Origin of the sequence: Cellulomonas sp. Y8, from assembly GCF_008033115.1 — a bacterium.
In the GTDB taxonomy this organism is placed as follows: Bacteria; Actinomycetota; Actinomycetes; order Actinomycetales; family Cellulomonadaceae; genus Cellulomonas.
Map to the genome: position 1 here is coordinate 2,864,017 of NZ_CP041203.1, position 26,804 is coordinate 2,890,820.

Sequence of the window (26,804 nt, forward strand, 5' to 3'; positions counted from 1 at the left end):
GTGCTCCCCTCACTCCACGACGCGGAGCTCCCGCGTCGTCGTGTTCAGCCGCCGCACGCCGTCGGCGGTGACGGTCACGATGTCCTCGATCCGCACGCCGAACCGGCCCGGCAGGTAGACCCCGGGCTCGACGGAGAAGCACATCCCCGGGACGAGCGGCAGCTCCTCGCCCTCCACCATGTAGGGCGGCTCGTGCGTCGTGACCCCGATGCCGTGCCCGGTGCGGTGGATGAACCGCTCCCCGTACCCGGCGTCCGCGATCACGGCGCGCGCCGCCCGGTCGATCTCCTGGCACGCGACCCCCGGCCGCACCGCGTCGACCCCGGCCTGCTGCGCGAGCCGGACCAGCTCGTGCACCTCGCGGACCTCCGCGGACGGCTCGCCGACGCTGACGGTCCGGCTGGTGTCCGAGCCGTAGCCGGCGAGCAGCCCGCCGAAGTCGAGCACCACGCAGTCGCCGTCCTCGACGACCCGGGAGCCGGCCTCGTGGTGCGGGTTCGCCCCGTTGGGCCCGGACCCGACGACCGTGAAGTCGACCTGCTCGTGCCCGTGCTGCCGCAGCAGGTCGGCGAGGTCGGCGGCGACGTCCGTCTCCCGGCGGCCCGCGAACCGCACGTGCACGATCTCCTCGTAGGTCGCGTCCGCGGCGGCCCCCGCGGCGGCGAGGCGCGCGAGCTCGTCGGCGTCCTTGACCGCGCGCAGCATCGGCAGCCGTTCGGTGACGGCGTGGAAGCCGGTCCCGGGCAGCGCGGCCTGCAGCCCGAGCAGGTGCAGCGCCCACGCGCTGTCGGACACGGCGTACCGCGCGCCGGGGCGGAGCACGGCGCTCGCGGCCGCGTACGGGTCGCTGCCGTCCGACCAGTCGACGACCGCCGTGGCGGCCGTCCCCGCGGCGCCCTCCGCGTCGGGGCGCTCCAGGGCCGGCACCACCAGCGTCGGCTCGCGGTCGGCGGTGAGCGCGAGCAGGGTCAGCCGCTCGGTGATCGCGGTCGGCTGGTAGCCGGTGAGCCACACCAGGTCGGGGCCGGGGGTGACGAGCACGCCGTCCAGGCCGGCCGCGCCGGCGTCGGCGACGACCCGGGCCATGCGGGCGGCGTAGTCGTCGCGGGTGAACGGGGCGGGGTCGGTCACGAGGGGTCTCCCGGGGAGGTGGGCGCGGGGCGGTCGCCGACGGCGGGGCCGGCCGCGGGCCGGGACGCCGCCCCGGCGGCCGAGGTCGGGATGGTGATGAGGTGCGCCGCGGCGGCCGCTGCCGCGTCCTGCACGGTGCCCTGCGCCGCGCGGTGCCGCCGGATCGCGACGACCGCGAGCAGGATGCCGAGCGCGCTCAGCACCGCCATGACCCACGCCGCGGCGGCGAGACCGGACGCGAGCGCGTCGGAGGGCGACGCGCCGGCGGAGGTGCGGTCCGCTCCCACCGACGCGTACACGGTGGCCGCGATCGCGGTCGCCACCGCGGCGCCGACATACCGGGCCATGTTGGACACGCCGGACGCGGCGCCCACCTGCTCCTCGGGGACCACGGCGGTCGCGGCGGACGACGACGGCCCGTTCGACAGGCCCATGCCGACCGCGATCGCGAGCAGCGGCAGCAGGAACGCCCCGTACCCCCAGCCGGCCTGGACGAACCCGACGATCACGAACCCGGCCGTCGTCAGCAGGAACCCGACGCCGATCACCTGCCGGCCGCCGACCCGCTTCGTCATCCGGGGCACCAGCGGCGCGACGACCACGAGGCCCACGGTCGCGGGCAGGGTCGCGAGGCCGGCCTGGAAGGACGAGAACCCGAGCGCGGCCGGGTCCTGGAAGTACAGGCTGAGCAGGTACATCAGGCCGTTGATCGTGCCCGCGCCGATGAGGATCGCCAGCGTCGCGCCGACCAGGATCCGGTTCCGCAGCAGCGCCAGGTCGAGCAGCGGCACCGCCACCCGCTTCTCGACCACGACGAACAGCCAGCCGGCGACCACGCTGACCGCGAGGCAGCCGATCGTCGCCGCGGACAGCCAGCCCCAGTCGCCGCTCTTGCTCACGCCGAGGATCAGGGCTGCCAGCGTCAGCGCGATCAGGACGGTGCCGAGGTAGTCGATGGTGCGGGGGCGGTTCGGGTCCTTCGACTCGGCGACGGTGAGGTACGTCAGGACCATGCAGACGACGCCCACCCCCGCGTCGATCCAGGACAGCCCCTGCCACCCGGTCAGGTCGACCAGCACCCCGCCGAGCAGCGGCCCCGCGGCCGCCCCGACCGCCGCGGCGGCACCCCAGAGCGACACCGACCGCAGCTGGTCCTCGCCGTCGCTCGCCACCGACAGCAGGCTCAGCCCGCACGCCAGGATCGTCGACCCCGCGGCGCCCTGGATCAGCCGGCCGACGATCACCCCGGTGCCGTCCTGGGAGAGCGCGATGAGCACGCAGGACAGCACGAACAGCAGCAGGCCGAGCTGGAACACCCGCTTGCGCCCGAAGACGTCGCCCAGCGACCCGGCCGTGATGATGACGGCCGCGCCGACCAGCGAGTAGCCGGTGACGGCCCACTGCAGGGTGTCGACGGAGGTCCCGGTGTCGGCGCTGATCGCCGGGAGCAGGATGCTGACCGCCGAGGTGTTCGCGTTCACCACCAGCGTGGACAGGCAGGTCGCGATGAGCACGCTCCGCGCGCCCCGTGCCGTCGTGCCCGCCCCGGCGGTCCCCGCCGTCGCACCGCTCATCGTCGACCCCCACGTCCGGCGGGCCGCGCCCCTGCGGCGGCCCGGTGGCTCGCTGGCTCGACCGTAGGCCGCCGGACCCCGCCGCCGATCACCCCGCGGGGGTGAGCGCTCCACCGGCGGTCGTCGACATCCTGGTCAGGTGGCCGACCCGGGGCGTCGAGGGCTCGCACGGGCGAGGGCCGCCCTGGCCCGGCGCCTGTCGCCGCTGCCCGCCGAGGCGCCGCGGGTCCCCGAGCAGCCGCCCGAGGCCGTGCTCGACCTGCTGCGGCGGCTGGGCGTCGCGATGCAGCGGGCCGGCGACGCCGCGGACCGGGTGACCGCGATCCTCGACGACGTCGCGGCCGTCTACGCGGCGTCGGGGGTGCGGTTCTTCGTGCTCCCGACCGGCGTGTTCGTCCGGATCGTGGCCGGCGACTCCACCCGCGTCGACTTCGCGCCCGCACCCAACGCCTCGCTGCGGCTGGACCAGGTCGACGCGCTGTACCGGCTGATCGACGACATCCGGCACGCGAAGCTCGGCGTCGCTGAGGCCGTCGGTCGGCTGCAGGCGCTGCTCAGCACGCGCCCGCGGCTGCCGGCCTGGCTGCGGGTCGCCGGGACGAGCGTGATGGTGCTCGGCCTGGGGCTGCTGCTCAACCCCACGGCGTCGGCCCTGCCCGCGTACCTGGTGCTCGGCGTGCTGGTCGGTGTGCTGACGCTGTGGGGCGAGCGGTCGCACGCGGTCGCGGTCGTGCTGCCGATGCTGACCGCCGGCGTGGTCACCTGGCTGGTGTTCCGGCTCTCCGAGCCCGTGCTCGGGTCCGCGCCCCTCGACATCGTGATCCCGACTCTCGTGACGATGCTGCCCGGGGCCGCGCTGACGATGGCGACCATCGAGCTGGCGTCCGGGTCGATGCTGTCGGGCTCGGCGCGGCTGGTCTACGGGCTCGAGCGGCTGCTGCTGCTGACGTTCGGCATCGCGCTCGGGGTGGAGTTCGCCGGGCTGCCGGGGCCGCCGCCGCAGGCGGAGGCGCCGCTGGGGGCGTGGGCGCCGTGGGTCGGGGTGGCGGTGTTCGGGCTCGGGGTGTTCCTGTCGTCCGCGGTGCCGCCGCGCTCGCTGCCGTGGCTGCTGGCCGTGCTCGGCGTCGCGTACGGGGTGCAGGCCGGGGCAGGGCTGGTGCTGAACCCGCTCGGGGCGTCGTTCGCCGCCGGGGTCGTGGTGCTGCCGGTGGCGTACGCGATCCAGCAGCGGCCCAGCGGGCCACCGGTGCCGGTGACGTTCCTGCCGGCGTTCTGGCTGCTCGTGCCCGGGGCGCTGGGGCTGGAGGGGGTGACCGAGATCGTCGGGGCCGACGCCGCCGCCGGGCTGGGGGACTTCCTCAACGCGCTGCTGACGATCGTGGCGATCGCCGCGGGGGTGCTGGTGGGGAGTGCGGTGTCGGAGCGCGTCGGCCGGGCGACCGGGGGGTGGCGGGGGCTGTGACGGCGGGTGCCGGGTGCGGCGCGGGCCGGGTGCGGCAGCCGCAGCCGCCGCCCCCGGCCCGCACCACCGCGCCCGGCCCGAGCGGAGCTCAGTCCTCGTGCGCCTCGCGCACCGACCGGCGCCGCAGCGCCACACCGCCCGCGCCGAGCGCCAGCAGGGCGAGCGCGGCCGCGACGGCGGCGGACACCTCGGCGCCCGTGGTCGCGAGCGCCCCGCGGCCGCCGGCGGACGTGCTGCCGGTGCCGGTGCCGGTGCCGGTGCCGGTGCCGGTCCCGGCCCCCGCGCCCGTGCCGGCGCCGGTACCACCGCCGGTGCCGCCGCCGACCGGCGGGTCCACCGGGTCGGGCGCGCCCGGTGCCGGCGCCGCCGAGACGGCGAACGCCACGCCGACCGGCGCGGACTCGCGCGCGCCGAGCGCCTGCACGACGGAGCCGGCGTAGCGGCCCGCGGGCAGCGCCCCGGCGTACGCGAGCGTCCACCGGCCGTCCGCGCCGACCACGGTCTCGCCGGCGAGCGAGGCCGGCGCCGCGGCCGCCGCGGCCAGCGCGGCGGTCCGGAGCTCGGCGCCGCCCGCCGTCGCGACGTCGGCGACCCGCACCACGGCGCCGGGGAACCCGGTGCCGGACAGCGAGGTGACCTGCGCCCCGGCCGGGAGGTCGCCGGCGGGCGCGTCGGTGACGGCCAGGCCGGTGAGGTCGGCGCGCTGCGTCAGCCACTCCGCCGGGCCGGTGGGCCGGTCGATCACGCGGGTCTCGCCGATGCAGCCGTTCCAGCCGTTGCGCGCCGCGCCGTCGACCCAGTCCGACCCGAGCAGCCAGGGCATGTCCGCCTGGACCGAGTGGCCGAGCGTGTCGGTGGCGTTGCGCAGCACCGGCGCGCCGTCGATGTACATCGTGGTCGTGGACGACGCCGGGTCGTTGACGATCGCGACGTGCGACCAGCTGTCGACCATGATCTCGCCGGACCACGCGGTGCGGTCGCCCTTGGTCGTGGCGATCGGGACCTCGGTGAACTGGAACTCGCGCAGGTTCGAGATGCCGAGCGCGACCGGGGACGCGGTGTAGTCCCACTGCGACCAGGGCATGCCGGGGAGCTGCGAGCGGTCGCCCGAGCGGACGACGGCCTTCGACCAGCCGTTCACCCCCGCGTCCCAGGACGGGTCGAGCTGGAGGAACGTCTCGATCGTGTAGCCCTCCGGGAACGTCTCGGCGTTCACGGGCGCGTCGGAGGCCGTGGTCAGGTAGCTGAACCGGGCCGCCGACGAGTTCGCGAAGCACACCGCGGCGCCGTCGGACGAGTAGCCGTGCACGTCGTCCCGGACGATCGTCACGTCGCCGGCCTGCGCCGTCGCCGAGCCGGAGCCGGCGATCGTCGCGCGGGTCAGGTCGTTGCCCGCCGCGACGTCGGGGATCGTGCCGCCCTCGGGCAGCACGCCGGTGGGGAGGTCGTTCATGCGCCAGTGCGCGACGGTGCCCTCCGCCTCCGCGAAGTCGAGCGCGTTGCCGGGCAGCTCCGTGGTGACGGGGTCGGGGCCGACGAAGCCGTCGAGCAGCACGTCGCGCGCCCGCTGGGTCAGCGACGGCCAGACGCCCGCGCCGGGGCCGAAGTCGGGGTCGAAGCCGCCGAACCGCTCCGAGAAGTCGAGGTCGAGCGTGAACCGCTGGTTCGGACCGTCCAGGAACGGCTGGTCGTAGCTCGTCAGGGTCTCCTGCGGCTTGGCGGTGACCCACGGCGACGCCGTCTGCATCGTCACGGTGTCGTGCGCGAGGTCGAACTCGACCAGGCCGAGGTAGCCGTTCCCGCCCTCGTAGGCCATCTGGTAGTCGATCAGCACGTTCGTGACCGAGTGCCCGAAGTCGTTGGTGCGGGTCTGCTGGGTCGCGCCGTGGAAGTGGCCGTTGAACGTGAGGAAGATCTGGTCGCTGCTGCGGATCAGCTTGTCCCAGAGCTCCTCGCCGTACTCCGTGTCGCGCGGCGAGGTCTGGTCGGGGCCGATGTTGAGCAGCGAGTGCGTGGTCAGGATGACGGGGACGTCGGGGTGCGCCGCCATGGTGTCCTTCGCCCACTGCATCGTCTGGTCCGACACCCGCCAGGCGAGCGCGAGCACCATGAACTCCTGACCCTCGGCCTCGAAGACGTGGTACTGGCTCAGCCCGGTCGGGTCGCTGCCGCCGTAGGTCGCCTGGGTAGCCGCGCGCGCGGGACCGAAGTACTGCAGGAACGGCTCGTTCGCGGGGTCGTAGTCGGTGTCGTCCAGGGTGTCGTCCGAGTTCCGGACGTCGTGGTTCCCCGGGAGGATCGAGTAGGGCAGCCCGCCCTGCTCGAGCGTCCGCATCGCCGTGTCGGCCGCCTGCCACTCCCCGGTCTGCCCGACGCGGTCGACGACGTCGCCGAGGTGCGCCACGAACGGGATGTTGAGCTCGTCGGCGTGCTCCACGAGGAACCGCGTCTGCTCGCGGAACGGGTCCGTGCCGTAGCGGGGGAGGAACTGGTCCGCCGAGTACCGCGAGTAGAACTGCGTGTCCGGCAGCACGGCGAGCGTGAAGCGCGAGCCGGGCTCGTCCGACGCCGCGGCCGGGACGGCGGCGCTCGCGGCCGGCGGGGCGGCGGCGAGCAGGGTGCCGGCCACGGCTGCGGCGGCGAGCGTCGCGAGGGCGCGGGCAGGGGCGCGCCGCGACGCGCGCGGGGGCGTCGGGGCAGGGTGAGGTCGCACGGGAGGGTCTCCGGTGGGTGGGGGTGGGCGCGCCGGTCCGGCCGCGCCGCACCACCGTGGCCAGCGGTTCTGAACTCCGCGTGACGTCCGGCGGACCCGTGCGTGGCCCGCGGGTGAAACGGTGGCTGAGGGCGGGCTGTGCGCGGGGTGGGCGGCGGCGGTGCGCGGTCAGCCGCGACGGATCACGCGCTCGGGCAGGGGCGACGGCAGCGCGCCCCCGCCCGGGCCGCCCGCGCGGAGCCACGCCTCCAGGGCGGCGGTGTCGGCGTCGCCGCACAGCCGCTCGAACCACGCCGGACCCGCGCCCGCGCGCCGGGCCGCCCCGGTCGGGCGCGCGACGACCACGTCGCCGCGCTCGCACGCGTCGAGGCAGTCGACCTCGGTCAGCCGGGCGGCGCCGCGGGCCGCCAGCGCGCGCAGGCGGGCCAGCTGGCCGCCGGGCAGCGGGTCGTCGACGCCGAGCGTCTCGCCCGCGCACAGCCCGCAGGCCGTGAGCCCGGGGACGTCGCCGTCGGGGCCGGGCGCGTCGGGGGTCTCGGGCACCGGACGACGATAGCGGCGCGTCGATCCGGCCCGCGCTGCGCCCGGCCCGCGCGCGCTGCGCCCTCCGCCCGCGCAGCGCCCGCGCCGTCTCGAACCCGTCCTGAGCGCCCGAGCGCGGCCGTTCCCGTCGAGCGCGGGACTTCCTGCCACCGCCCTCGACGAGAACCACCGCGCTCGGCAGGAACCACCGCGCTCGACGCGGGCGGGGGAGCGGCCCGCGCCGGTCAGGGCAGGTCGTCGCCCTGCCACGGGTAGGACGGCTGCGCGCCGAGCCGGGTCACCGACGCCGCGGCCACCCGCGTCGCCAGCGCCGCCGCCTGCCGGACCGGCAGCCCGTCCGCGATCCCCGCGGCGAGTGCCCCGACGAACGCGTCGCCCGCGCCGGTCGTGTCGAGCGCGTCGACCCGCCGCGCCGGCAGCGACCACGCCTCGCCGTCCTCGATGCCGACGACCCCGCCCGCCCCGAGCGTCACGACGACCGACCGCACGCCCAGCGCCGCGAGCTCGGCGGCGGCGTCCGCGGGCTCCCGGTCGCGCCGGCCGAGCAGGATCGCCGCCTCGTGCTCGTTGACCACCAGCGGGTCGGCGGCGCGCACCGTCTCGGTCGGGAGCTCGGCGGCGGGGGCGACGTTCAGCAGCAGCCGGGTGCCGCCCGCGGCGGCGACCCGGGCGACGTGCGCGACGGTGGCGAGCGGGATCTCGGCCTGCACGACGCACACGCGCGCCCCGGCGATCAGGTCGGCCGCGGCGTCCACGAGCCGCGGGGAGACGGACGCGTTGGCACCCGGGACCACGACGATGGTGTTCTCCGCGTCGTCCGCCAGGGTCACGACGGCGAGGCCGGTGGGCGCGTCGACCGCGGTCACGTGGTCCAGGTCCACGCCCGCGTCGCGCAGACCGGCGAGGGCGATCCCGGCGTTCACGTCGTCGCCGACCGCGGCGACCAGCGCCACCTCGGCGCCGAGCCGCGCGGCCGCCACCGCTTGGTTGGCGCCCTTGCCGCCGGGCAGGACGCTCGAAGTGTGCCCGAGCAGGGTCTCCCCGGGGTGCGGGTGGCGCTCGACCTGCACGATGAGGTCCGCGTTGACCGACCCCACGACGACGACGTCTCGCGCCACGTCCGTCTCCCCCCACGCTGCGGTCCCGGGTGCCTGCCGCCCATCCTGCCCCTCCGCGCCCGCCCGTGGGCGGCGGACGGCCGGCGCCCCGCTCGGATCCCCCGCGGATTCTCGCGACGCCCCCCGATGGATCAGGGTGCGGCGCGAGAACCGGGTGGGAATCCGGACGGACGGCCGGGCCGGTCCCACCCCGGAGCTCCCCGCGCCCGCCCCGCGGAGGCCGATCACCCCGCGCGCCCGGAGCGCCACCGCGCCGCGCCCCGGTAAGGTGGGCGCGTCCGCCCCGTCGAACCGACGACGGGACGGCGGCCGGCCGGCCGGCCCGAGGGTCCCGGCGGCGCGCCTGTAGCTCAGTGGATAGAGCACCGCTCTCCTAAAGCGGGTGTCGGCAGTTCGAATCTGCCCAGGCGCACAACGGACGTCCGCGTGCGCCGCCAGCGGCCCGCGGTCGTCCGCCGAGGCACCCCGCCGTGACAAGGCGGGGACGCCCCACGGCGCGCCCGCAGCACCGGCGCCCGCCGCCCCCGGCGCGAGCCCGGGGCCCGCGGGCGGCGCACGCGGCGACGCGTCGCGCGCACCCGGCGTCCGCGCCGGACCCGCGCGGCGACGGCACCACGCCCGCGTGCCCTCGCCGCGGCACGCAGGCACGAAGGAGACGAAGTGGCACGAACCGGCCAGCGCCGACCCGCCCGCGGGGGCAGCAGCACCGCCCCCGGCGGGCAGCGCCGCCGCACCGCCCGCCCGAGCGAGCAGGGGCTGATCCCCGTCCTCGCCGGGGTGGTGCGCGAGATCGAGGGCGCCGTGCAGCGCCCGCCGGTGCGGCCGGCCGTCCGGACGAAGTTCCAGGTCGTGGCGCTGCTGGTCCGCGAGGAGCGCGCGCGGGCGATGGCCGACGGCGAGCTGTCGCAGGCCAAGCGCACCGAGCTGATGAAGCGACTCGACGGCGTGGCCACGCAGCTGGCCCGGATCGCCGCGCGGGACACCACGCTGCTGGCGCTGCTCGCCGACGACGCCAAGGTGTCGGACGCCGCCCGCGCCTACAAGGCGACCGTCCAGCGCGCGGCCGGCATGGACGTCCCGGCCGAGCCGGAGCCCGAGGAGGCGCCCGGCCCGGTCGCCCCCGCGCCGGGCGCCGACCGCCAGGTCGTCCCGCAGTCCGTGATCTCCCGCCGGCTCGCGAACCCCTTCCTGGCCCCCGATTTCGAGGCCGCCGCCGAGCGCGTCGCGGCGAAGCCCCGCCGGCTGGCCGGCTGGGAGCTGCTCGAGCCGCTGTTCCGGTCGTTCGAGCAGTCCGGCGACGGCGTGCCCGCCTGCATGCCGCTGCCCGAGCCGGCGCACGTGCCGACGCCGCCCGGCCGTGAGCTCATGCCGCACCAGGCGCAGGTCGTCACCGCGGCCGCCGAGGGCCACCGCACGTTCCTGCTCGCCGACGAGCCCGGCCTCGGCAAGACCGCGCAGGCCCTGCTCGCCGCGCGCACGGCCGGCGCGTACCCGCTGCTGGTCGTCGTCCCCAACGTCGTGAAGACGAACTGGGCGCACGAGGTCGGCCTGTGGACCCCCGAGCGCCGCGCGACGGTCGTGCACGGCGACGGGGAGCGGGTCGACGGGTTCGCCGACGTCGTGATCGTGAACTACGAGATCCTCGACCGACACGTCGGCTGGCTGGGGGAGCACGGCTTCCGCGGGATGGTCGTCGACGAGGCGCACTTCATCAAGAACAAGCGCTCCCAGCGCTCGCAGCACGTGCTGTCGATCGCCGAGAAGATCCGCGAGCGCGCGGCCCGCCCGCTGCTCATGGCGCTGACCGGCACCCCGCTGATCAACGACATCGAGGACTTCCGCGCGATCTGGCAGTACCTCGGCTGGATCGACGACGAGAAGCCGCTCGGCCGCCTGATGACCGCGCTGGACGAGATCGGCCTCACGCCCGCCGATCGTGGCTTCTCCGCCGCCGCGCGGCAGTGCGTCGTCGACATGGGCATCGTGCGCCGCCGCAAGGCCGACGTCGTCGCCGACATCCCGGCCCGCCGGGTCGCCGACCTGCTGGTCGAGCTCGACGGCGCCGCGGGCCGGTCGATCCGCGAGGCCGAGGCCGCCCTGGTCGAGCGGCTGATGCAGCGGTTCCGCAGCGCGGTCGAGGCGCGGGAGTCCGGCCTGGTCCTGGGGAACGACCACGAGATCGCCCGGCGCGTCGCCGCCGCGGAGCTGAAGGACTCCAGCGGCAAGACCAAGGGCGACAACGTGTTCGCGATGGTCCGCCGGATCGGGCAGGCCAAGGCCGCGCCCGCCGCCGACTACGCCGCCCAGCTGGCCCGGAACGTCGGCAAGGTGGTGTTCTTCGCCAAGCACGTCGACGTGATGGACCACGCCGAGCAGGCGTTCGCGGAGCGCGGGATCAAGTACGCGTCCATCCGCGGCGACCAGACCACCCGGCAGCGCGACAAGAACGTCAAGGCCTTCGTCGAGGACCCCGAGGTCCAGATCGTCGTCTGCTCGCTCACCGCCGCAGGCGTGGGGCTGAACCTGCAGGTCGCGTCGAACCTCGTGCTCGCCGAGCTGTCGTGGACCGACGCCGAGCAGACCCAGGCGATCGACCGCATCCACCGCATCGGGCAGTCCGAGCCGGTCACCGCGTGGCGGGTCATCGCGGCGCAGACCGTCGACTCGCGGATCGCCGAGCTGATCGACAGCAAGTCCGGCCTCGCGGCGCGGGCGCTGGACGGGGCCGACGTGGAGGACGGGGCGGCCGCGGACGTGCAGCTCGAGGCGCTGGTCGGGCTGCTGACCGACGCGCTGGCGGCGGAGGGCGGCGCCACAGCGGCCTGACGGCGGGGCTTCTGGAGTGGAACGTCGTGACCGACACGCCGTGGGCGTGTCGGTCACGACGTTCCAGTCGCCGCCTGGCCCGGGCGCGGGCCCGGGCACGGGGACCGGGTGATCCTGACCAGGTCTGTTGTTTTCGCACAGATCCCGGTGCTAGCGTCCCGCTCGGCTTGTCACTGCTCTTGCAGGCAACACCACCGCCGAGGCCAAAGAGGGCCCCGGTAGAGCAGGTCTGCAACGAAGGTGTACAGCGTGAAGGTGCGGCGCATCCTCAACAACAACGTCGTGTCCGCGGTCGACGCCGCCGGGCGCGACGTGATCGTGGTCGGGAAGGCCATCGGCTTCCAGGGCAAGCCCGGCGACACGATCGACGAGAAGCGCGTGGAGTCGGTCTTCCGGATCCGCGACGACGCCGTGGGCAACCACCTCGCCTCGATCGTGGGCACGGTGCCGCCGGAGATCCTCCAGGTCACGGCCGACATCGTCACGGTCGCCCGCCGGTCGCTGGGCCGTGAGTTCGGCGACGGCATCTTCGCGTCCCTGGCGGACCACCTCGTCTACGCCGTGCAGCGGGTGCGGGAGGGGATCTCCCTCGCGAACCCGCTGGCCGTCGAGGTCCGCACGATCCACCGCGAGGAGTACCTCTTCGCGCGGTCGGCCGTGATGATCCTCAACAAGCACCTCGGGGTGACCTTCACCGACGACGAGGCCGTGAACATCGCGCTGCACTTCGTGAACGCGACGGTCGGCGGCTCGTCGGAGAAGACCGCCCGGCTCATGGAGTTCATGCGCGACGTCCTCGGCGTCGTGCGCGAGGAGCTGGCCATCGCGGACGACGACGAGCGCCACGCCTACCTCCGGTTCGCGACCCACCTGCGCTTCCTCGCGCAGCGGGTCGTCGACGGCGAGGTCGAGGACGGCGGTGACCCCGCGCTGCACGCGTTCCTCGTGGAGCAGCAGCCCCGGGCGTTCGCGGTCGTCGACAAGGTGGCGGCGGTCGTCGAGGAGCGCCACGGACACGTCATGACGCTGCAGGAGCGGACCTACCTCGGTCTGCACCTGTCGAACCTGCTCTGACACCCCCTCCCACCCCGCGGCGCCCCTCCGGCGACCCGCGGGGACAGCTCAGGAGAGCACCGTGACATACGAGAAGGACGCTGCCGCGATCGTCGCGGCGGTCGGCGGCGAGGACAACATCACCTCGCTCTACCACTGCGTCACCCGCCTGCGGTTCGGCCTCGTCGACCGCGCGCGCGTCGACGAGGCCGCGGTCCGCGCCGTCGGCGCCGTGCAGGCGATCAACGACAGCGGGCAGCAGTTCCAGGTCATCATCGGCAACGACGTGCCGAAGGTGTTCGCCGCGGTCAAGGAGACCCACCCGGGCCTCGTGGCGAAGGTGAACGACCCGAACGCGGACGACGCGGACGCCGCGGGCGCCCCCGCCGCGTCGGGCGGCACCATCCGCGACCGGTTCTTCGGCTTCCTGTCGAAGACCTTCCCGCCGCTGCTGCCGGCCATCGCCGGCGCGGGCCTCATCAAGGGCCTCCTGGCGCTCGCCGTGTGGCTCGGCTGGATGTCGACGGAGACGCAGACCTACCAGCTGCTGTTCGCGCTCGGTGACGCGTTCTTCTTCTTCCTGCCGGTGATGATCGCGATCTCGGCTGCGCGCGTCTTCCAGACGAACGTGTTCGTGGCCGCGGCGCTCTCCGGGGCGCTGGTATACCCGAACCTGGCCGCGCTGCTCGCGGCGGGCGACCCCGTCACGTTCCTCGGCCTGCCGGTGACCGCGACGACCTACTCGTACACGGTGATCCCGGCGCTGCTCGCGGTGTGGGCGCTGTCCTGGGTGGAGCGCGGGCTCAAGAAGGTGCTGCCCGCGGCCCTGCACCTGAGCGTGGTCCCGCTGGTCAGCATGCTCGTCGTCGGCCCGGTCACGCTCGTGGCCCTCGGCCCGCTCGGCGCCATCATCGGCGACCAGATCTCCGGCGGCCTGAACTGGCTCCTCACCCACGGCGGCGTGTTCTCCGGCATCCTCCTCGGCGCCGTCATGTCGCTCATCATCATGACCGGCATGCACGCGGCCCTGGTGCCGTTCATCCTCGGCAACCTCGCGACGCTCGGCAACGACCCGTTCCTGCCGCTGACCTACGTGCAGATCTTCTCCGTCGCCGGCGCGCTGTTCGGCGTCGCGATCCGCGCCCGCTCGCGCCAGGTGCGCGCCACGTCGCTGTCGACCGGCTTCACCGCCCTCATGGGCGTGTCCGAGCCCGGCCTGTTCGGCCTGCTGCTCCCGATGCGCCGCGTGTTCCTCGCCAGCATGATCGGCGGCGCCGCGGGCGGCGCGATCGCGCTCGGGTTCGGCGCGAAGGCGTACGCCCTCGTGGGCAACTCCGGCCTGCCGGGCCTGCCCGGGCTCGCCGGCCCGGCGTTCGGCTGGTCCGTCGCCGCCATCGCGGTGTCGTTCGTCGGCGCGCTCGTGGCCGTGCTGGTGATCGGCTTCGACGAGTCGCCGCTGACCCGCGGCGCGGCCGCCGCCGGCTCGACCGGCGTGGCCGACCCGGCCCCCGCCGCCGCGACCGGCGCGGCCGTGGCCCTCGACGGCGGCCCGGTCGTCGCCTCCCCGGTCGCCGGCACCGTCGTCCCGCTGGCCGAGGTCGGCGACGGTGCGTTCGCCAGCGGCGCGATGGGCAAGGGCGTCGGCGTCCTGCCGACCGACGGCGAGGTCGTCGCCCCCGTGTCCGGCACCGTCGTCACGGTGTTCCCGACCAAGCACGTCGTGGGGCTGAAGTCCGACGAGGGCGTCGAGGTGCTGGTGCACGTCGGCGTCGACACCGTGAACCTCGGCGGGCGCGGCTTCACGGCCCACGTCGCCGACGGCGACCGCGTGTCCGTCGGCGACCGCCTGCTCACCGTCGACCTGCCCGCCGTGGCGGCCACCCACGACACGACCACCGTCGTCGTCGTCACCAACGCGACCGCGTACGCGGGCGTCGAGCCGATCGCCGCGGGCACCGTGGCCGCCGGCGCCGGCCTGCTCGCCGTCGAGACCCTCGAGCACGCACTGGAGACCACCCGATGACCTTCCCCGACGGGTTCCTCTGGGGCACCGCGTTCGCCGCCAACCAGGTCGAGGGCGGCTTCGACGCCGACGGCAAGGGGCTGTCCACCGCCGACGTCGTGCCGTTCCGCTCCCCGGAGGCGCGCAACTACACCGCGCTCGAGGCGCTCATGCGGGCCTCGGACGAGGAGATCGCCGTCGCCCGGACCGTCGAGGGCGGCCAGGGCTACCCGAAGCGGTACGGCGTCGACTTCTACCACCGGTACCGCGAGGACATCGCGCTGTTCGCCGAGCTCGGGATCAAGGCCCTGCGCATCTCGATCGCGTGGACCCGGATCTTCCCGAACGGCGACGACGCGGAGCCGAACCAGGCCGGGATCGACTACTACCGGGACCTGCTGACCCGGCTGCGGGACAACGGCATCGAGCCGATCGTCACGCTGTCGCACTACGAGATGCCGCTGGCGCTCGTGGCCGACGGCCGCGGCGGCTGGTCCGAGCGCGGCGTCATCGAGATGTACACCCGGTACGTCGAGACCGTCGTGCGCGAGCTGCACCCGCTGGTGACCTACTGGCTCACGTTCAACGAGATCAACACGACCCTGCTGGAGCCGTACACCGGCGGCGGCGTCGTCACCCGCGAGGGCGAGCACACCGAGGCCAAGGCCTGGCAGGCGCTGCACCACCAGTTCGTGGCCAGCGCGCGCGCCGTGCGGCTGATCAAGTCGATCGACCCGACGGCGCAGGTCGGCTGCATGCTCGCCCGGATGCTGCACTACCCGGCGACCAGCGCCCCCGACGACGTGCTGGAGGCGCTGGAGGCGAACGACCTCAACCTGCTGCACACCGACGTCCAGGTGCGCGGCGCGTACCCGACGTTCGTGCCGCGGCTGCTGGCCCGCAAGGGCATCACGGTGGCGATGGAGGAGGGCGACGCGGAGGAGCTGGCCGCGGGCACGGTCGACTTCCTGTCGTTCAGCTACTACATGTCGCTGGTGTCGGCGGCCGACCCGTCGAAGTACGGCATCACCGGCGGCAACATCTTCTCCAGCATCCGCAACCCGCACCTGGAGGTCACCGACTGGGGCGTGCACCACGACCCGGTCGGCATGCGGATCGCGCTGCGCGACATGTGGGACCGCTATCAGGTGCCGCTGTTCGTCGTCGAGAACGGCCTGGGCGCGAAGGACGAGGTCGGGCCCGACGGGCGGGTCGAGGACCCGTACCGGATCCACTACCTGCGCACGCACATCGAGCAGATCGGCGAGGCCATCGAGGACGGCGTCGAGGTGCTCGGGTACACCGCGTGGGGCGGGCTCGACATCATCGCGGCGTCGACGTCGCAGATGTCCAAGCGGTACGGCCTGATCCACGTGGACCAGGACGACGAGGGTCACGGGACGCTGGCCCGCACGCCGAAGGCGTCGTTCGACTGGTACCAGGAGGTCATCCGGACGAACGGGGAGTCGCTGCGCGGCTGACGCGCGGCCGCTGCTGCCCGTCCCAGGCCGCGAGCCCTACGGTTTCCGGCGAGCCCACCGCCTGTCGCGGGTGGCTCGGCCGGAGACCGTAGGGCTTCGTGCGTCGCGGGCCCCGGGCGCTCAGTACGACAGGCTCGGCGCGACCAGCCGGTACGTCACCGCGAACCACGCCACCACGCCCAGCGCGAGCAGCACCAGCACCCCGCCGGCCACCCGCCAGCCGCCGGCGCGGCGCCGCACGTCACCCACCACGCGGACCGTCGCCGGCACCAGCCCGAGGATCCCCACGCCCTGCAGCACCTGCAGCACGCGCAGGCCGCCCTCGGGCAGGTCGACCAGCCCCATGATCGTCGTGATCGCGACCGCCCAGCCGGCGACGGCGAGCACGGCGCTCGCCGCGGCGATCCGGGTCAGCACCCGGGCGGGACGCCCGGCCCGGTCGCGGGGCGCGCGGTGCCGGACGCGGCGGACCAGCGCGGCCACCGGCCCGGCGAGCGCGCCCACCAGCAGCACCACGGTGGCGACGCCCAGCGCCGGCAGCGTGACGCCGGTCGCCGCGCCCGCGGGCAGCAGCGTGAACGCGGAGTCGTAGCCGATCGCCGTGACCCGGCCGTCCTCGGCGCGCGCGGCGATGGTCCGCTGGCCGCCGACCTCCTGCCACACCCACGGCTCGACCTCCTCGTAGAGGACCGGGCGGTCCGTCAGCGGGCCGGGAGCGACCAGCACGCGGCCGTCGTCCTGGGCCGTGACCTGGGTGACCGCGAGCAGCTCGGTGGCGTGCAGGAACGTGCTGCGCATCGCCCGGGAGTCGGTGTACGCGCCGGCGAGGGCGGCGGCGTGCTCGCGGGCGGTGCCGGCGTCGACGGCGGTGGCGGTCGCGTCGGTGGCGGTCGCGTCGGCGGCGTCGGTCGGCGGGAAGTAGCGGTCCGCGAAGCCGTGCGTCAGCTGCTCGCGCAGCTCCATGCTGTCGAGCGCCCCTGCGCCCGAGCCGTTGACGCTGACGAAGACGCCCGTGCGCTCGTCCGGGTACAGCTGCAGGTGCGAGTGGAAGGCGTTGGTGTCGCCGCCGTGGCCGACGATCCGGTGCCCGTTCCGGTCCTCCTGGAAGAACCCGAGGCCCATCCGGGCGCCCCCGGCCAGCGTGCCCAGCTCGTCCTGGTCGAGGGCGGGCTCCTGCATGAGCGCGAGCGAGCCGGCGGCCAGCACCTGCTCGCCGGTCGCGGGCTCGCCGAGCAGCGCGAGCATGAACCGGGCCATGTCCGCGGCCGACGCCGACAGGGCACCGGCGGGCGGCACCCCGACGACCTCGAACCCCGTCGCAGGGCCGGACGCCGTGCCGTACCCGAGCGCGAGCCGGTCGCGCAGGTCCTCGGGCACCGGCTGGTCGAACGTCGCCGTCGTCATCCCGGCGGGCGCCAGGACGTGCTCCTGGACGTACTGCTCGAACGGTTCGCCGCTCACCCGCTCGACGACGTACCCGGCCAGCGCGTTGCCGTAGTTCGAGTACGCGGGCACGGTCCCGGGCCGGTACACCTGCTCCGGCGGGTCGGTGGCGAGCGCGGCGCGCAGGTCGACCGGCGTCCCCTCGGCGCCGATCAGCCCGCGGATCCGCTCCTCGAACCCGGCGGTGTGCGTGAGCAGGTGGCGCAGCGTGATCGGGTCGTCGAACGACCGGGGGACGTCGATGTCGAGGTACGCGCCGACGTCGGTGTCCAGGTCCACGTCGCCGGACTCCACCAGCTGCAGCACCGCGGTCGCGGTGACGAGCTTCGACACCGAGCCCGGGCGGAACAGCGTGCGGTCGGGGTCGACGGGGACGGCCTCGCCGGACTCCGTGCCGGTGTCGGCCCAGCCGTAGCCACGGGTGGTGACGACCTCGCCGTCGTGCACGACCGCGACGGCCGCGCCGGGGATGTCGGTGCGCTCCAGGGCGGCGGGCAGGAAGCCGTCGAGCCAGGCGTCGACGTCGGCGCGGGTGAGCGCGGGGGTCGCGGGGCTCTCGGGCGGGGCGCCGGCGTCCGCGGCGGGGTCTGCGGGGTCGGCAGGGGTCTCGGGCGCGGTGCCGGCGACCGGTGCCTCGGGCGCAGGGGCCGGGGTCGGCGCCGGGGCGGCCGGGGCGCACGCGGTGAGCCCCACGAGCAGCGCGGCACCGGCGAGAGCGGCGGCAGCGGTACGGCGGCGGGCCGGGCGCCGACGATCGGACGGTGCGGCGGTCTCGTCGCCGGGTGTGGTCGCGCGGTCGATGGTGCGCACGGCGGCCTCCTCGCGGCCGGGCGGTGTCCGGGAGGTCCCGGTGGCGGCACCCCTGGCCTGCACCTCCAGCCTCGTGAGCGGGCCGGCGCGGCACATCGGGCGCGGGGCGGGGTCCGCAGGTTGCGCCTTTGGACGCAACGCTGCGCCGGAGGAGGGACGTTCCGGTGGTCGCGGGGGAGCCCGTCGCCCGGCGGGCGCTCGGGCGCAGGGCGGGTTACGGTCGCCGCTCCCTCGAACGATCGGAGGCACGACATGGGATACGTCGGCAAGCTGCTGAAGAGCGCGGTCGTGGCCAAGGCGGCGCAGGTCGCGATCCGGGAGATGTCGAAGCCCGAGAACCAGCGCAAGGCCAAGGAGCTGCTGGGCCGGGTCACGAAGCGGGGCGGTGCCGCGGGCCGCGCCTGACGCGCCGACGGGGCGCCGCGCCCGCGGGGTCAGGCGTCGTACACGTGCGCGTCACCCTCGAACGGACGCAGCGTGTCCGGCGCCGGGAACGGCAGCGTCCAGGTCGGCGCGCCCGGCAGCACAGCGCCCCACTGCTCCGCGACGACCACCACCTGCTCCGGGCTGACCTCCGCGAACCGCACGCGCTGCTCGGTCCCGTCGTCGAGGATCAGCGACCACCGCTCCGCGAGCCACCGCAGCCCGCGCTCGTCGAGGGCCTCCTCGGCGGCGAGCCAGTCGACGGCGCCGGTGACCTCGCGCCCGAGCCGGTCGACCGCGACGAACTCCTCGCCCGCCGGGCGGATCCAGCCCAGCAGCTCGCGGTCGTCGGCGCGCCGGTGCTCGATCCAGTCCGCGGGCAGCATCGCGCCAGGCTAGCGGTGGCCGGTTGCCGCGGGCGGCGGCGAGTGCGCATGAGACACGTCGAGTGCCTATCCAGCGGATAGGCACTCGACGTGTCCGATAGGCACTCGGCGTCAGCCGCGGCGCGCGGCCGGCGGCGGCCGCCGTGCCGCGGGCGTCAGGCGCCCGCGCCGCGCAGGCGCAGGACCGACCAGGACACCGCCGGCAGCTCGACCGTCAGGACGCCGTCCTCCCCGAGAGCCGCGCTCGCGTTCGCCCGCGGCAGCACCGTCTCCGCGTCCTCCTGCGTCGCGCGCCAGTGCACGTCGTCGTGCGCGTAGGTCAGCGCCTCCACGACCTCGACCGCCCCGACGCCCCGCAGGTCCACCCGCAGCGTCGTCGGCCCGTCGACGGCCCGGTTCACCGCGAAGACCGCGACGTCCCCGGTCGACGCGTCGTACGTCGCCACCGCGTCGACGAGGGCCGACGAGCCGAACCGCGCGTTCTCGTACGTCGGCGCGTCCACCGCCACCCGCAGCACCTCGCCGCGCGCGTACCGCGACGTCAGCGCGAACGGGTGGAACGTCGTCTGCCGCCACGCCGGGCCGCCGGGCTCGGTCATGATCGGCGCGAGCGCGTTGACGAGCTGCGCCTGGCTCGCCGAGTGCACCCGGTCCGAGTTCCGCAGCAGCGAGATGAGCAGGTTCCCGACGACCACCGCGTCGGCGACGGTGTAGACGTCCTCCTCGAGCCGCGGGGCGACCGGCCAGTCCTCGCCCTTCGGGAGCTTGGACTCGTCCTCGTGGTACCAGACGTTCCACTCGTCGAACGAGATGTTGATCCGCTTGGCGGTCTTGCGCGCCGCGCCCACCGCGTCCGCCGTCGCGGCGACGGTCGCCACGAAGTGGTCCATGTCCTGCGCCGACGCGAGGAACGAGCCGAGGTCGCCGTCCTGCTCGCGGTAGTACGCGTGCGCCGAGATCAGGTCGACCTGGTCGTAGCACTCCTCGAGCACCTCGCGCTCCCAGGTGCCGAACGTCGGCATGCCGGAGGACGACGACCCGCAGGCGACCAGCGTCAGGTCGGGGACGATCTGCCGCATGCCGCGCGCGGTCTCGGCGGCGAGCCGGCCGTACTCGCGGGCGGTCTTGTGGCCGAGCTGCCAGGGGCCGTCCATCTCGTTGCCGAGGCACCAGAACGAGATGCCGAACGGCTCGTCGGCACCGTTGGCGCGGCGCTGCTCGGCGCGGGCGGTGCCGCGGCGCTGGTTCGCGTACTCCAGCAGCTCGATCGCCTCGGGCAGCCCGCGGGTGCCGAGGTTGACCGCCATCATCGGCTCGACGCCGGCCGCCTCGGTCCACTTCATGAACTCGTGCAGGCCGAACGCGTTGGTCTCGGTCGAGTGCCACGCGAGGTCGAGCCGCTCCGGGCGGTCGGAGACCGGGCCGACGCCGTCCTCCCAGTTGTAGCCGGACACGAAGTTGCCGCCGGGGTAGCGCACGGTCGAGACGCCCATCTCGCGGGCGAGCGCGAGCACGTCGCCGCGGAACCCGTCGGCGTCCGCGGTGGGGTGGCCGGGCTCGAAGATGCCCGTGTAGACGCACCGGCCCAGGTGCTCGACGAACGTGCCGAAGGTGCCGCGGCGGACCGGGGCGACCGTGAAGGCGGGGTCGATGACGACGGTGGCGGAGTGCATGGGGAGAGACCCTTCGTCGAGATGCGTTCAGCGTTGAACTACGGCGGCACCGGCGACTATAGTCCATCGTTGAACTAGCCCGGCCACCCTAGGTGCCGAGACAGCGCGACGACGCCGACCGCTGGCACACTGCGGAGGCGGATCGCACCGCAGCGACCCCACCCGACGAGGAGTGCCCGTGACCGACCACGTCACCGTCCGACCGCCCACCGGCGTCGTCCCCGCGCGGTTCCGGCCGCCGGCCGGCGCGTCCGACGCCCGCAGCGTGAGCCTGGACGGCCCCTGGCGGTTCCGGCTGCACCCGACCGCTCGCACCGGCGCCGACCCCAAGGACCCGGGCGACGACTGGGACACGATCGCGGTGCCGAGCCACTGGCAGCTCGCGCAGGCGCCGGACGCCTGGCCGTACGGGACGCCCGCGTACAGCAACAAGCTGTTCCCGTTCCCGATCGACCCGCCGTTCGTGCCGGACGAGAACCCGACGGGCGAGTACCGCCGGACGATCGAGCTCCCGGAGGACTGGCCGGTCGACGGCCGCACCTACCTGCGGTTCGAGGGCGTCGACTCCTGGTTCGAGGTCGCGGTGAACGGCACGGTCGTCGCGACGTCGCACGGCTCGCGCCTGCCGACCGAGATCGACCTCACCGACGCGTTGCAGCCCGGGCAGAACCTGCTCGCCGTGCGGGTCACCCAGTGGTCGGCGTACTCGTACGTCGAGGACCAGGACCAGTGGTGGCTGTCGGGCATCTTCCGCAGCGTGACCCTGGAGCACCGCCCGACCGCCGGGCTCGGCCACGTCGGGATCACGGCGGACTACGACCACGCGACCGGCACCGGCACGCTGCGCGTCGACGTCGAGGACGCCGCCCCCGGCACGCGGGTCACCGTCCCGGCGCTCGGGCTCGACCTGGCGCCGGGGGAGACCGCGACCGCCGCCGTCGAGCCGTGGAGCGCCGAGCGCCCGCACTTGTACGAGGTCGTCGTCCAGGCACCGGGGGAGCGGATCGTCCTGCACGCCGGCTTCCGGACCATCGCGATCGAGGGCGGCGTCTTCCTGGTCAACGGCGCGCCCGTGAAGCTGCGCGGGGTCAATCGGCACGAGTTCGACCCGCTGCGCGGCCGGTCCGTCGGCGCAGAGCTCATGGAGGCCGACGTGCTGCTCATGAAGCGGCACCACGTCAACGCCGTGCGGACCAGCCACTACCCGCCGCACCCGCACTTCCTCGACCTGTGCGACCGGCACGGCCTGTACGTCATCGACGAGAACGACCTCGAGACGCACGGGTTCGAGCAGGAGGACGGGCGCTGGCCGGGCAACCCGGTGGACGACCCGGCGTGGGAGGACGTGCTGGTCGACCGCGTGACCCGCATGGTCCGCCGCGACGCGCACCACCCGAGCATCATCCTGTGGTCGCTCGGCAACGAGGCGGGCGGCGGCTGCAACGTCGGCGCCATGGCCCGCGCGGTCCGGGCGCTCGACCCGACTCGGCCGATCCACTACGAGGGCGACTGGTCGTCCGACGAGGTCGACGTCTACTCCCGGATGTACGCGACGAGCGAGCACACCGAGCTCATCGGCCGCGGTGTGGACCCGCAGCTGGCCCGGCCCGAGGCCGACGCGCGCCGCCGGCTGATGCCGTTCGTGCAGTGCGAGTACGCCCACGCGATGGGCAACGGCCCGGGCGGGCTGTCGGACTACGACGACCTGTTCGACCGCTACCCGCGGCTCATGGGCGGGTTCATCTGGGAGTGGATCGACCACGGCCTGTCCCGGCGCGACGCCCGAGGGCCACGAGTTCGCGGCGTACGGCGGCGACTTCGGGGAGCTGTTCCACGACGGCACGTTCGTCGCGGACGGGCTGGTCCTGCCGGACCGGACCCCGTCGCCGTCGCTGCGCGAGGTCGCGGCGGTGTTCGCGCCGGTGCGGATCGACGCCGTCGACGGCGGCGACGCGCTGCTGGTGCGGAACCGGTACGCGTTCCGGCACACGGCGCACCTGGCGTTCGAGTGGACGCTGGCGCACGGAGCCGACGTCCTGGCGACGGGGGTGCTCGACCTGGGCGCGCTGGCCCCGGGGGAGTCGCGCGAGGTGCGGCCGCCGGTCGACCTTCCGCTCCCCGCCGCCGACCACACGCCGACCTCCTGGACCCTGCGCGCGGTCCAGCACGCGGCCGACGACCTCGACGCGTCCTGGTTCGAGGGCGGCCCGTGGACCGTCGCGACCGGGCAGGTGGCCGTCGTCCCGGCGGTGCCGCTCGCGGACGTGGCCCCGGGCGGCGCGCGGGAGGAGGCGGACGGCTCGTACGTCGTCGGGCCCGCGCGGTTCGACGAGGTCGGCAACCTGGTCGCCCTGCACGGCCGCCGGGTCGCCGAGCTGCGGGTCGACGCCTGGCGCGCGCCGACCGACAACGACCGCCGGTCGGGCATGTGGGTCGGGCCGTCGGACGAGGCGGTCTGGAAGGAGCACGGCCTGCACCTGCTCGCCGAGCGCAAGATCTCGGCGGCGCTCGACGCCGACGGGGCGCTCGTGGTCGAGGCGCGCACGGCCGGCCCGCGGACCCGGAACGGGTTCCGGACGACGTACGTGTGGTCGTCGGGGGCCGCCGGGTCGGTCGACCTGCGGGTGCGGATCGTGCCCGACGGGCGGTGGGACGGGTCGATCGCGCGGCTGGGCCTGCTGCTGACGCTGGACGAGGCGGCCGCGGAGGACGTGGCGGTCTCGTGGCTCGGGCTGGGTCCGGACGAGTCGTACGCCGACTCCGCGAAGGCCGCCGTGGCCGGCGCGTGGTCGCACACCGTGCGCGACCTGCAGACCCGGTACACGCACCCGCAGGAGAACGGCGCGCGCCGGGGCGTCACGCACGCGGCGCTGGCGTTCGCGGACGGCTCGTCGCTGACGCTCGACGCGGGCCCGACCGTCTACGGCGGGGTCCCGCGCGCGGGCGTCGAGCTGTCGCTGCGGCCGTGGTCCGACCGCGCGCTGGACGTGGCGGCGCACCCGCACGAGCTCACCCCGGACGGGAAGCTCTACGTGCACCTGGACGCCGCCCAGCACGGCCTGGGCTCGGCCGCGTGCGGCCCGGGCGTGCTCCCGAACGCGGTCCTGCGCCCGGCCCCGGCCGAGCTGACCTTGCGCCTGACCGCGGGCTGACGCCCCGCGCCCGTCCCGCGCCCCGCTCGCCGAGCGGGCAGTAGATGTCTTTTCCGCACCCCGGAAGGCGACATCAACTGCCCGCTCGGCGTTTGGGGCGTGTGCGGTCAGCGCTCCACGAGGCTGAACGGCGTCCCGATGTGCCCGCCCTCGCCCTTCCGTGCGCCGATCAGCAGGTCGAGGATCAGCCCGGTCGACGTCGCCAGGCCGGGGTCGATCGTCGTCAGCGGCGGGACCAGGAACCCGCCCTCCTCGATGTTGTCGTACCCGACGACGGCGACCTTGTCCGGCACTGCGACCCGGTGTACGCCGAGCGTGTAGAGCGCCCCGAACGCCAGCGAGTCGTTGAAGCAGAACACCCCGTCGAAGTCGATGCCGTCGGCCAGCAGCTGCTCGATCGCGGCGGAGCCCTCGGACCGGTGGTAGTCCTTGACCTCGACCAGCAGCGCCGGGTCGAGCGGGATCCCCGCGGCGGCGAGCGCGCGCCGGTAGCCCTCGAACCGCACGTGGCCGGTGGTGTCCTCGTCGCCCTGCTGCAGGCCGACCGCGGCGATCCGCGTGCGGCCCTGCTCGATCAGGTGGCGGGTCGCGACCTCGGCCGCCGCGGCGTTGTCCGGCCCGACGTGCGCGATGGCGTCGGACGCGAGCGCCTCGCCGTGCTCGCCGATCAGCACCAGGGGGATCGTCGACCGGCGCGCCTCGGTGTCCTCGCGGGTCAGCGTCAGCGGGCTGAACACCAGGCCGTCGATGGCCGGCAGATCCTCGTTCTCGAGCATCGCGAGCTCGACCTGCCGGTTGCCCTTCGACTGCGTGACGAGGACCGTCGACCCGCGCGCCTCCGCGGCGGACACGAACTCCGACGCGAACTCCGCGAAGTACGGCTCGCGCAGGCTCGGCACGCACAGGCCGATCAGCCCGCTGTGCCCGCTGCGCAGCTGCCGCGCGGCGAGGTTCGGCCGGTACCCGAGCTCGGCGATCGTGGCGAGGATCCGCTCGCGCACGGGCGCGCTCACCCAGCCGGTGCCGTTCACCACGTTCGACACCGTCTTGGTGCTGACGCCCACCCGCTCGGCGACGTCGGCGAGCCGCACTCGCGCCATCGAGAATCCCCTCGTCATCGTGCCCCTGCGCCCGATCGGTGCCGGTTCGTCCCGGTCTGCTCGACCAGTGGAACCACCCGGCGGCGGGCTCGTCGGGCTGATCGTACCTGTGCTACGGTCCCAACGTTCAACGTCGAACTACGACGTTGAACCACCCACCCTCCCGCGCCTCGGCCGGGAGGCCTTAGTTCAACGATGACCTAGGAGAACCGCGATGCGGCAGTTCGGCGGCCGATGGGCCCCCTACCTGTACGTGGCCCCGATCGTCGTGCTGGCCGGCGCGCTCCTGTACTACACGGTCGGCTTCGCCGTCTGGGCCAGCCTGACCGACTGGAACGGCCTGACCCGGATGGACTTCATCGGGCTCGAGAACTACGAGCGCCTGTTCCAGGACCGCACGTTCTACATCGCCCTGCGGAACACGCTCGTGTTCATGGTGGCGACCGTCTTCCTGCAGACCGTCCTCGGCCTGCTGATCGCGGTCATCGCCAAGGAGCGGATGCCCGGGGCCAACTTCTTCAAGGCGATCTTCTTCCTGCCGATCGCCATGGCCCCCGCGATCATCGCGACGGTCTTCAAGTACATGTTCGAGGCGAACTACGGCTCGCTGAACGAGACGCTGCGGGCGCTCGGCGTGCTGGGCGAGAACGACTCGATCCTGTGGCTCGGCGCCGACCTCGGCGTCTGGTCGATCGTCGTCATCAACGTGTTCGCCTGGATGGGCTTCTCGATGATGGTCTACTTCAGCGGCCTGATGTCGATCCCCGACGAGCTCTACGAGGCCTCGTCCCTCGACGGCGCCGGCTGGTGGCGGCGGCTGTTCTCGATCACCGTCCCGTCGCTCAAGGGCACGACCGGCGTGCTGATCCTGCTCGGCATCGTCGGCTCGCTGAAGACCTTCGACACGGTCTGGCTCACCACCCAGGGCGGCCCCGGCGTCTCGACGCACTTCCTCAGCACGTTCCTCTACCAGGAGCGGCTCAACCGGGACGCGGGCTACTCGTCGGCCATCGGGATCTTCATCCTCGTCGCCGCGTTCGTCCTGTCCCTGGTCCAGACCCGCCTGAGCAGCAGGGAGAAGTAGTCGTGCGCAACCAGAAGACCCTCATGTGGACGGTGATGTACGCCGTCCTGTGCGTCCTCGCCGCGATGTGGATCTACCCGATCGTCATCGCGTTCGTGGAGTCGTTCAAGGTCGGCGGCGCCGGCAACTACGAGGCGGTCCTGAACCACCCGCGGTTCGACTACTGGTCGGCGATCGGGAACAGCTTCCTGCTGGCCGGCGGCTCGACGGTGATCATCGTGATCATCTCCTCGCTCGCCGGGTTCGCGTTCGCGCGGATGCGGTTCCGCGGGCGGACGTTCCTGTACCGCGCGCTGCTCGCCTGCATGGCCATCCCCGTCGCGTCCGTGGTGACCCCGCTGTTCGCGACCATGAACGACCTCGGCCTGCGCGACTCCTACGTGGGCGTGATCATCCCGCTGGTCGCGTTCAACGTGCTCGTGATGCTGCTGCTGATGAAGAACCACTTCGACGGCATCCCGGCCGAGCTGGTCGAGGCGGCCACGATCGACGGCGCCCGGCCGTTCGGCGTGTTCACGAAGATCTTCCTGCCGCTCTCCGGACCGGTGCTCGCGAACGTCTCCGTGCTGTCGTTCGTGTACTGCTGGAACGAGTACCTGCTCCCGAACCTGCTGCTGTCCTCGGAGTCGAAGTTCCCGGTGACCGCGGCCGTCGCTCTCCTGCAGTACGAGCGGATGTCCCAGGAGCAGATCGGCCAGCTGTACGCCGGCCTCGTCCTCATGACGATCCCGTCCGTGATCGTCTACCTGTTCAGCCAGCGCTACCTGCAGTCGGGCCTCACGGCCGGCGCGGTGAAGAGCTGACGCTCCTTTCCTTTCCCAGCGCCGCAC

General features: G+C 74.4%; 18 protein-coding genes, 1 tRNA gene and 1 pseudogene. 11 read left to right on the plus strand and 9 right to left on the minus strand.

Annotated features, from left to right (window positions below):
• Positions 1-9: 9 nt before the first annotated feature.
• Both FKM96_RS13035 and FKM96_RS13040 read right to left on the minus strand, forming a co-directional pair.
• Positions 10-1,086 carry an aminopeptidase P family protein gene (locus FKM96_RS13035; protein WP_147797109.1) on the minus strand — a complete coding sequence of 359 codons (1,077 nt, stop codon included), beginning with the start codon at positions 1,084-1,086 and terminating at the stop codon, positions 10-12.
• A gap of 41 nt (positions 1,087-1,127) precedes the next feature.
• Positions 1,128-2,705 carry an MFS transporter gene (locus FKM96_RS13040; protein WP_147795599.1) on the minus strand — a complete coding sequence of 526 codons (1,578 nt, stop codon included), beginning with the start codon at positions 2,703-2,705 and terminating at the stop codon, positions 1,128-1,130.
• A gap of 139 nt (positions 2,706-2,844) precedes the next feature.
• Between FKM96_RS13040 and FKM96_RS13045 the strand changes: the two genes are divergently transcribed.
• Entirely contained in the window at positions 2,845-4,167 is a 1,323-nt protein-coding gene (locus FKM96_RS13045; protein WP_246854970.1) for a threonine/serine exporter ThrE family protein, read from the plus strand.
• A gap of 88 nt (positions 4,168-4,255) precedes the next feature.
• Here the strand turns inward: FKM96_RS13045 and FKM96_RS13050 are convergent, their stop codons facing one another.
• The 3 genes from FKM96_RS13050 to FKM96_RS13060 all read right to left on the minus strand — a co-directional run bounded on the left by FKM96_RS13050 (position 4,256) and on the right by FKM96_RS13060 (position 8,541).
• Positions 4,256-6,796 (minus strand): metallophosphoesterase, encoded by a 2,541-nt coding sequence (locus FKM96_RS13050; RefSeq protein ID WP_210417267.1) that lies wholly within the window; start codon positions 6,794-6,796, stop codon positions 4,256-4,258.
• A 252-nt stretch (positions 6,797-7,048) separates the two neighbouring features.
• Positions 7,049-7,423 carry a hypothetical protein gene (locus FKM96_RS13055; protein ID WP_147795600.1) on the minus strand — a complete coding sequence of 125 codons (375 nt, stop codon included), beginning with the start codon at positions 7,421-7,423 and terminating at the stop codon, positions 7,049-7,051.
• A 224-nt stretch (positions 7,424-7,647) separates the two neighbouring features.
• Positions 7,648-8,541 carry a ribokinase gene (locus FKM96_RS13060; protein WP_147795601.1) on the minus strand — a complete coding sequence of 298 codons (894 nt, stop codon included), beginning with the start codon at positions 8,539-8,541 and terminating at the stop codon, positions 7,648-7,650.
• A 339-nt stretch (positions 8,542-8,880) separates the two neighbouring features.
• Here FKM96_RS13060 and FKM96_RS13065 point away from each other — a divergent pair.
• The 5 genes from FKM96_RS13065 (at position 8,881) to FKM96_RS13085 (ending at position 15,903) form a co-directional block, all read left to right on the plus strand.
• Positions 8,881-8,953, plus strand: a tRNA-Arg gene (locus FKM96_RS13065).
• A gap of 248 nt (positions 8,954-9,201) precedes the next feature.
• Positions 9,202-11,367, plus strand: coding sequence for a DEAD/DEAH box helicase (locus FKM96_RS13070; protein ID WP_147795602.1), 2,166 nt, complete (start codon positions 9,202-9,204; stop codon positions 11,365-11,367).
• Positions 11,368-11,616: 249 nt separating this feature from the next.
• Positions 11,617-12,441: a PRD domain-containing protein gene (locus FKM96_RS13075; RefSeq protein ID WP_168216977.1), complete on the plus strand. Its 825-nt coding sequence runs from the start codon at positions 11,617-11,619 to the stop codon at positions 12,439-12,441.
• Between the two features lie 61 nt (positions 12,442-12,502).
• On the plus strand, positions 12,503-14,443 hold the full coding sequence (locus FKM96_RS13080) for a glucose PTS transporter subunit IIA (protein WP_147795604.1): 1,941 nt from the start codon (positions 12,503-12,505) through the stop codon (positions 14,441-14,443).
• A complete protein-coding gene (locus FKM96_RS13085; RefSeq protein WP_147795605.1) occupies positions 14,440-15,903 on the plus strand; it encodes a glycoside hydrolase family 1 protein in 1,464 nt (487 codons plus the stop codon). The genes FKM96_RS13080 and FKM96_RS13085 overlap by 4 nt, the downstream gene beginning before the upstream one ends.
• Before the next feature lie 120 nt (positions 15,904-16,023).
• On the opposite strand, the gene FKM96_RS13090 is transcribed toward FKM96_RS13085, so the two are convergent.
• Entirely contained in the window at positions 16,024-18,156 is a 2,133-nt protein-coding gene (locus tag FKM96_RS13090; protein WP_246854971.1) for a serine hydrolase, read from the minus strand.
• A 252-nt stretch (positions 18,157-18,408) separates the two neighbouring features.
• Between FKM96_RS13090 and FKM96_RS20730 the strand changes: the two genes are divergently transcribed.
• A complete protein-coding gene (locus tag FKM96_RS20730) occupies positions 18,409-18,561 on the plus strand; it encodes a hypothetical protein (RefSeq protein ID WP_168216978.1) in 153 nt (50 codons plus the stop codon).
• Positions 18,562-18,590: 29 nt separating this feature from the next.
• Here the strand turns inward: FKM96_RS20730 and FKM96_RS13095 are convergent, their stop codons facing one another.
• Complete coding sequence (locus FKM96_RS13095; protein WP_147795607.1) at positions 18,591-18,965, minus strand: hypothetical protein; 375 nt, start codon at positions 18,963-18,965, stop codon at positions 18,591-18,593.
• Positions 18,966-19,120: 155 nt separating this feature from the next.
• Complete coding sequence (locus FKM96_RS13100; protein WP_147795608.1) at positions 19,121-20,638, minus strand: alpha-N-arabinofuranosidase; 1,518 nt, start codon at positions 20,636-20,638, stop codon at positions 19,121-19,123.
• A gap of 265 nt (positions 20,639-20,903) precedes the next feature.
• On the opposite strand from FKM96_RS13100, the pseudogene FKM96_RS21625 reads away from it, so the two are divergent.
• Positions 20,904-22,361, plus strand: a pseudogene (locus FKM96_RS21625) (glycoside hydrolase family 2 TIM barrel-domain containing protein); the annotation flags it as partial.
• Between the two features lie 187 nt (positions 22,362-22,548).
• On the plus strand, positions 22,549-23,790 hold the full coding sequence (locus tag FKM96_RS21630) for a beta-galactosidase domain 4-containing protein (protein ID WP_246855383.1): 1,242 nt from the start codon (positions 22,549-22,551) through the stop codon (positions 23,788-23,790).
• A 107-nt stretch (positions 23,791-23,897) separates the two neighbouring features.
• Here the strand turns inward: FKM96_RS21630 and FKM96_RS13110 are convergent, their stop codons facing one another.
• Entirely contained in the window at positions 23,898-24,908 is a 1,011-nt protein-coding gene (locus FKM96_RS13110; RefSeq protein WP_246854972.1) for a LacI family DNA-binding transcriptional regulator, read from the minus strand.
• Positions 24,909-25,104: 196 nt separating this feature from the next.
• Between FKM96_RS13110 and FKM96_RS13115 the strand changes: the two genes are divergently transcribed.
• Together FKM96_RS13115 and FKM96_RS13120 are read left to right on the plus strand one after the other, a co-directional pair.
• Positions 25,105-25,974 (plus strand): carbohydrate ABC transporter permease, encoded by an 870-nt coding sequence (locus FKM96_RS13115; RefSeq protein WP_147795609.1) that lies wholly within the window; start codon positions 25,105-25,107, stop codon positions 25,972-25,974.
• Positions 25,975-25,976: 2 nt separating this feature from the next.
• Entirely contained in the window at positions 25,977-26,777 is an 801-nt protein-coding gene (locus FKM96_RS13120) for a carbohydrate ABC transporter permease (RefSeq protein WP_147795610.1), read from the plus strand.
• Positions 26,778-26,804: the final 27 nt, after the last annotated feature.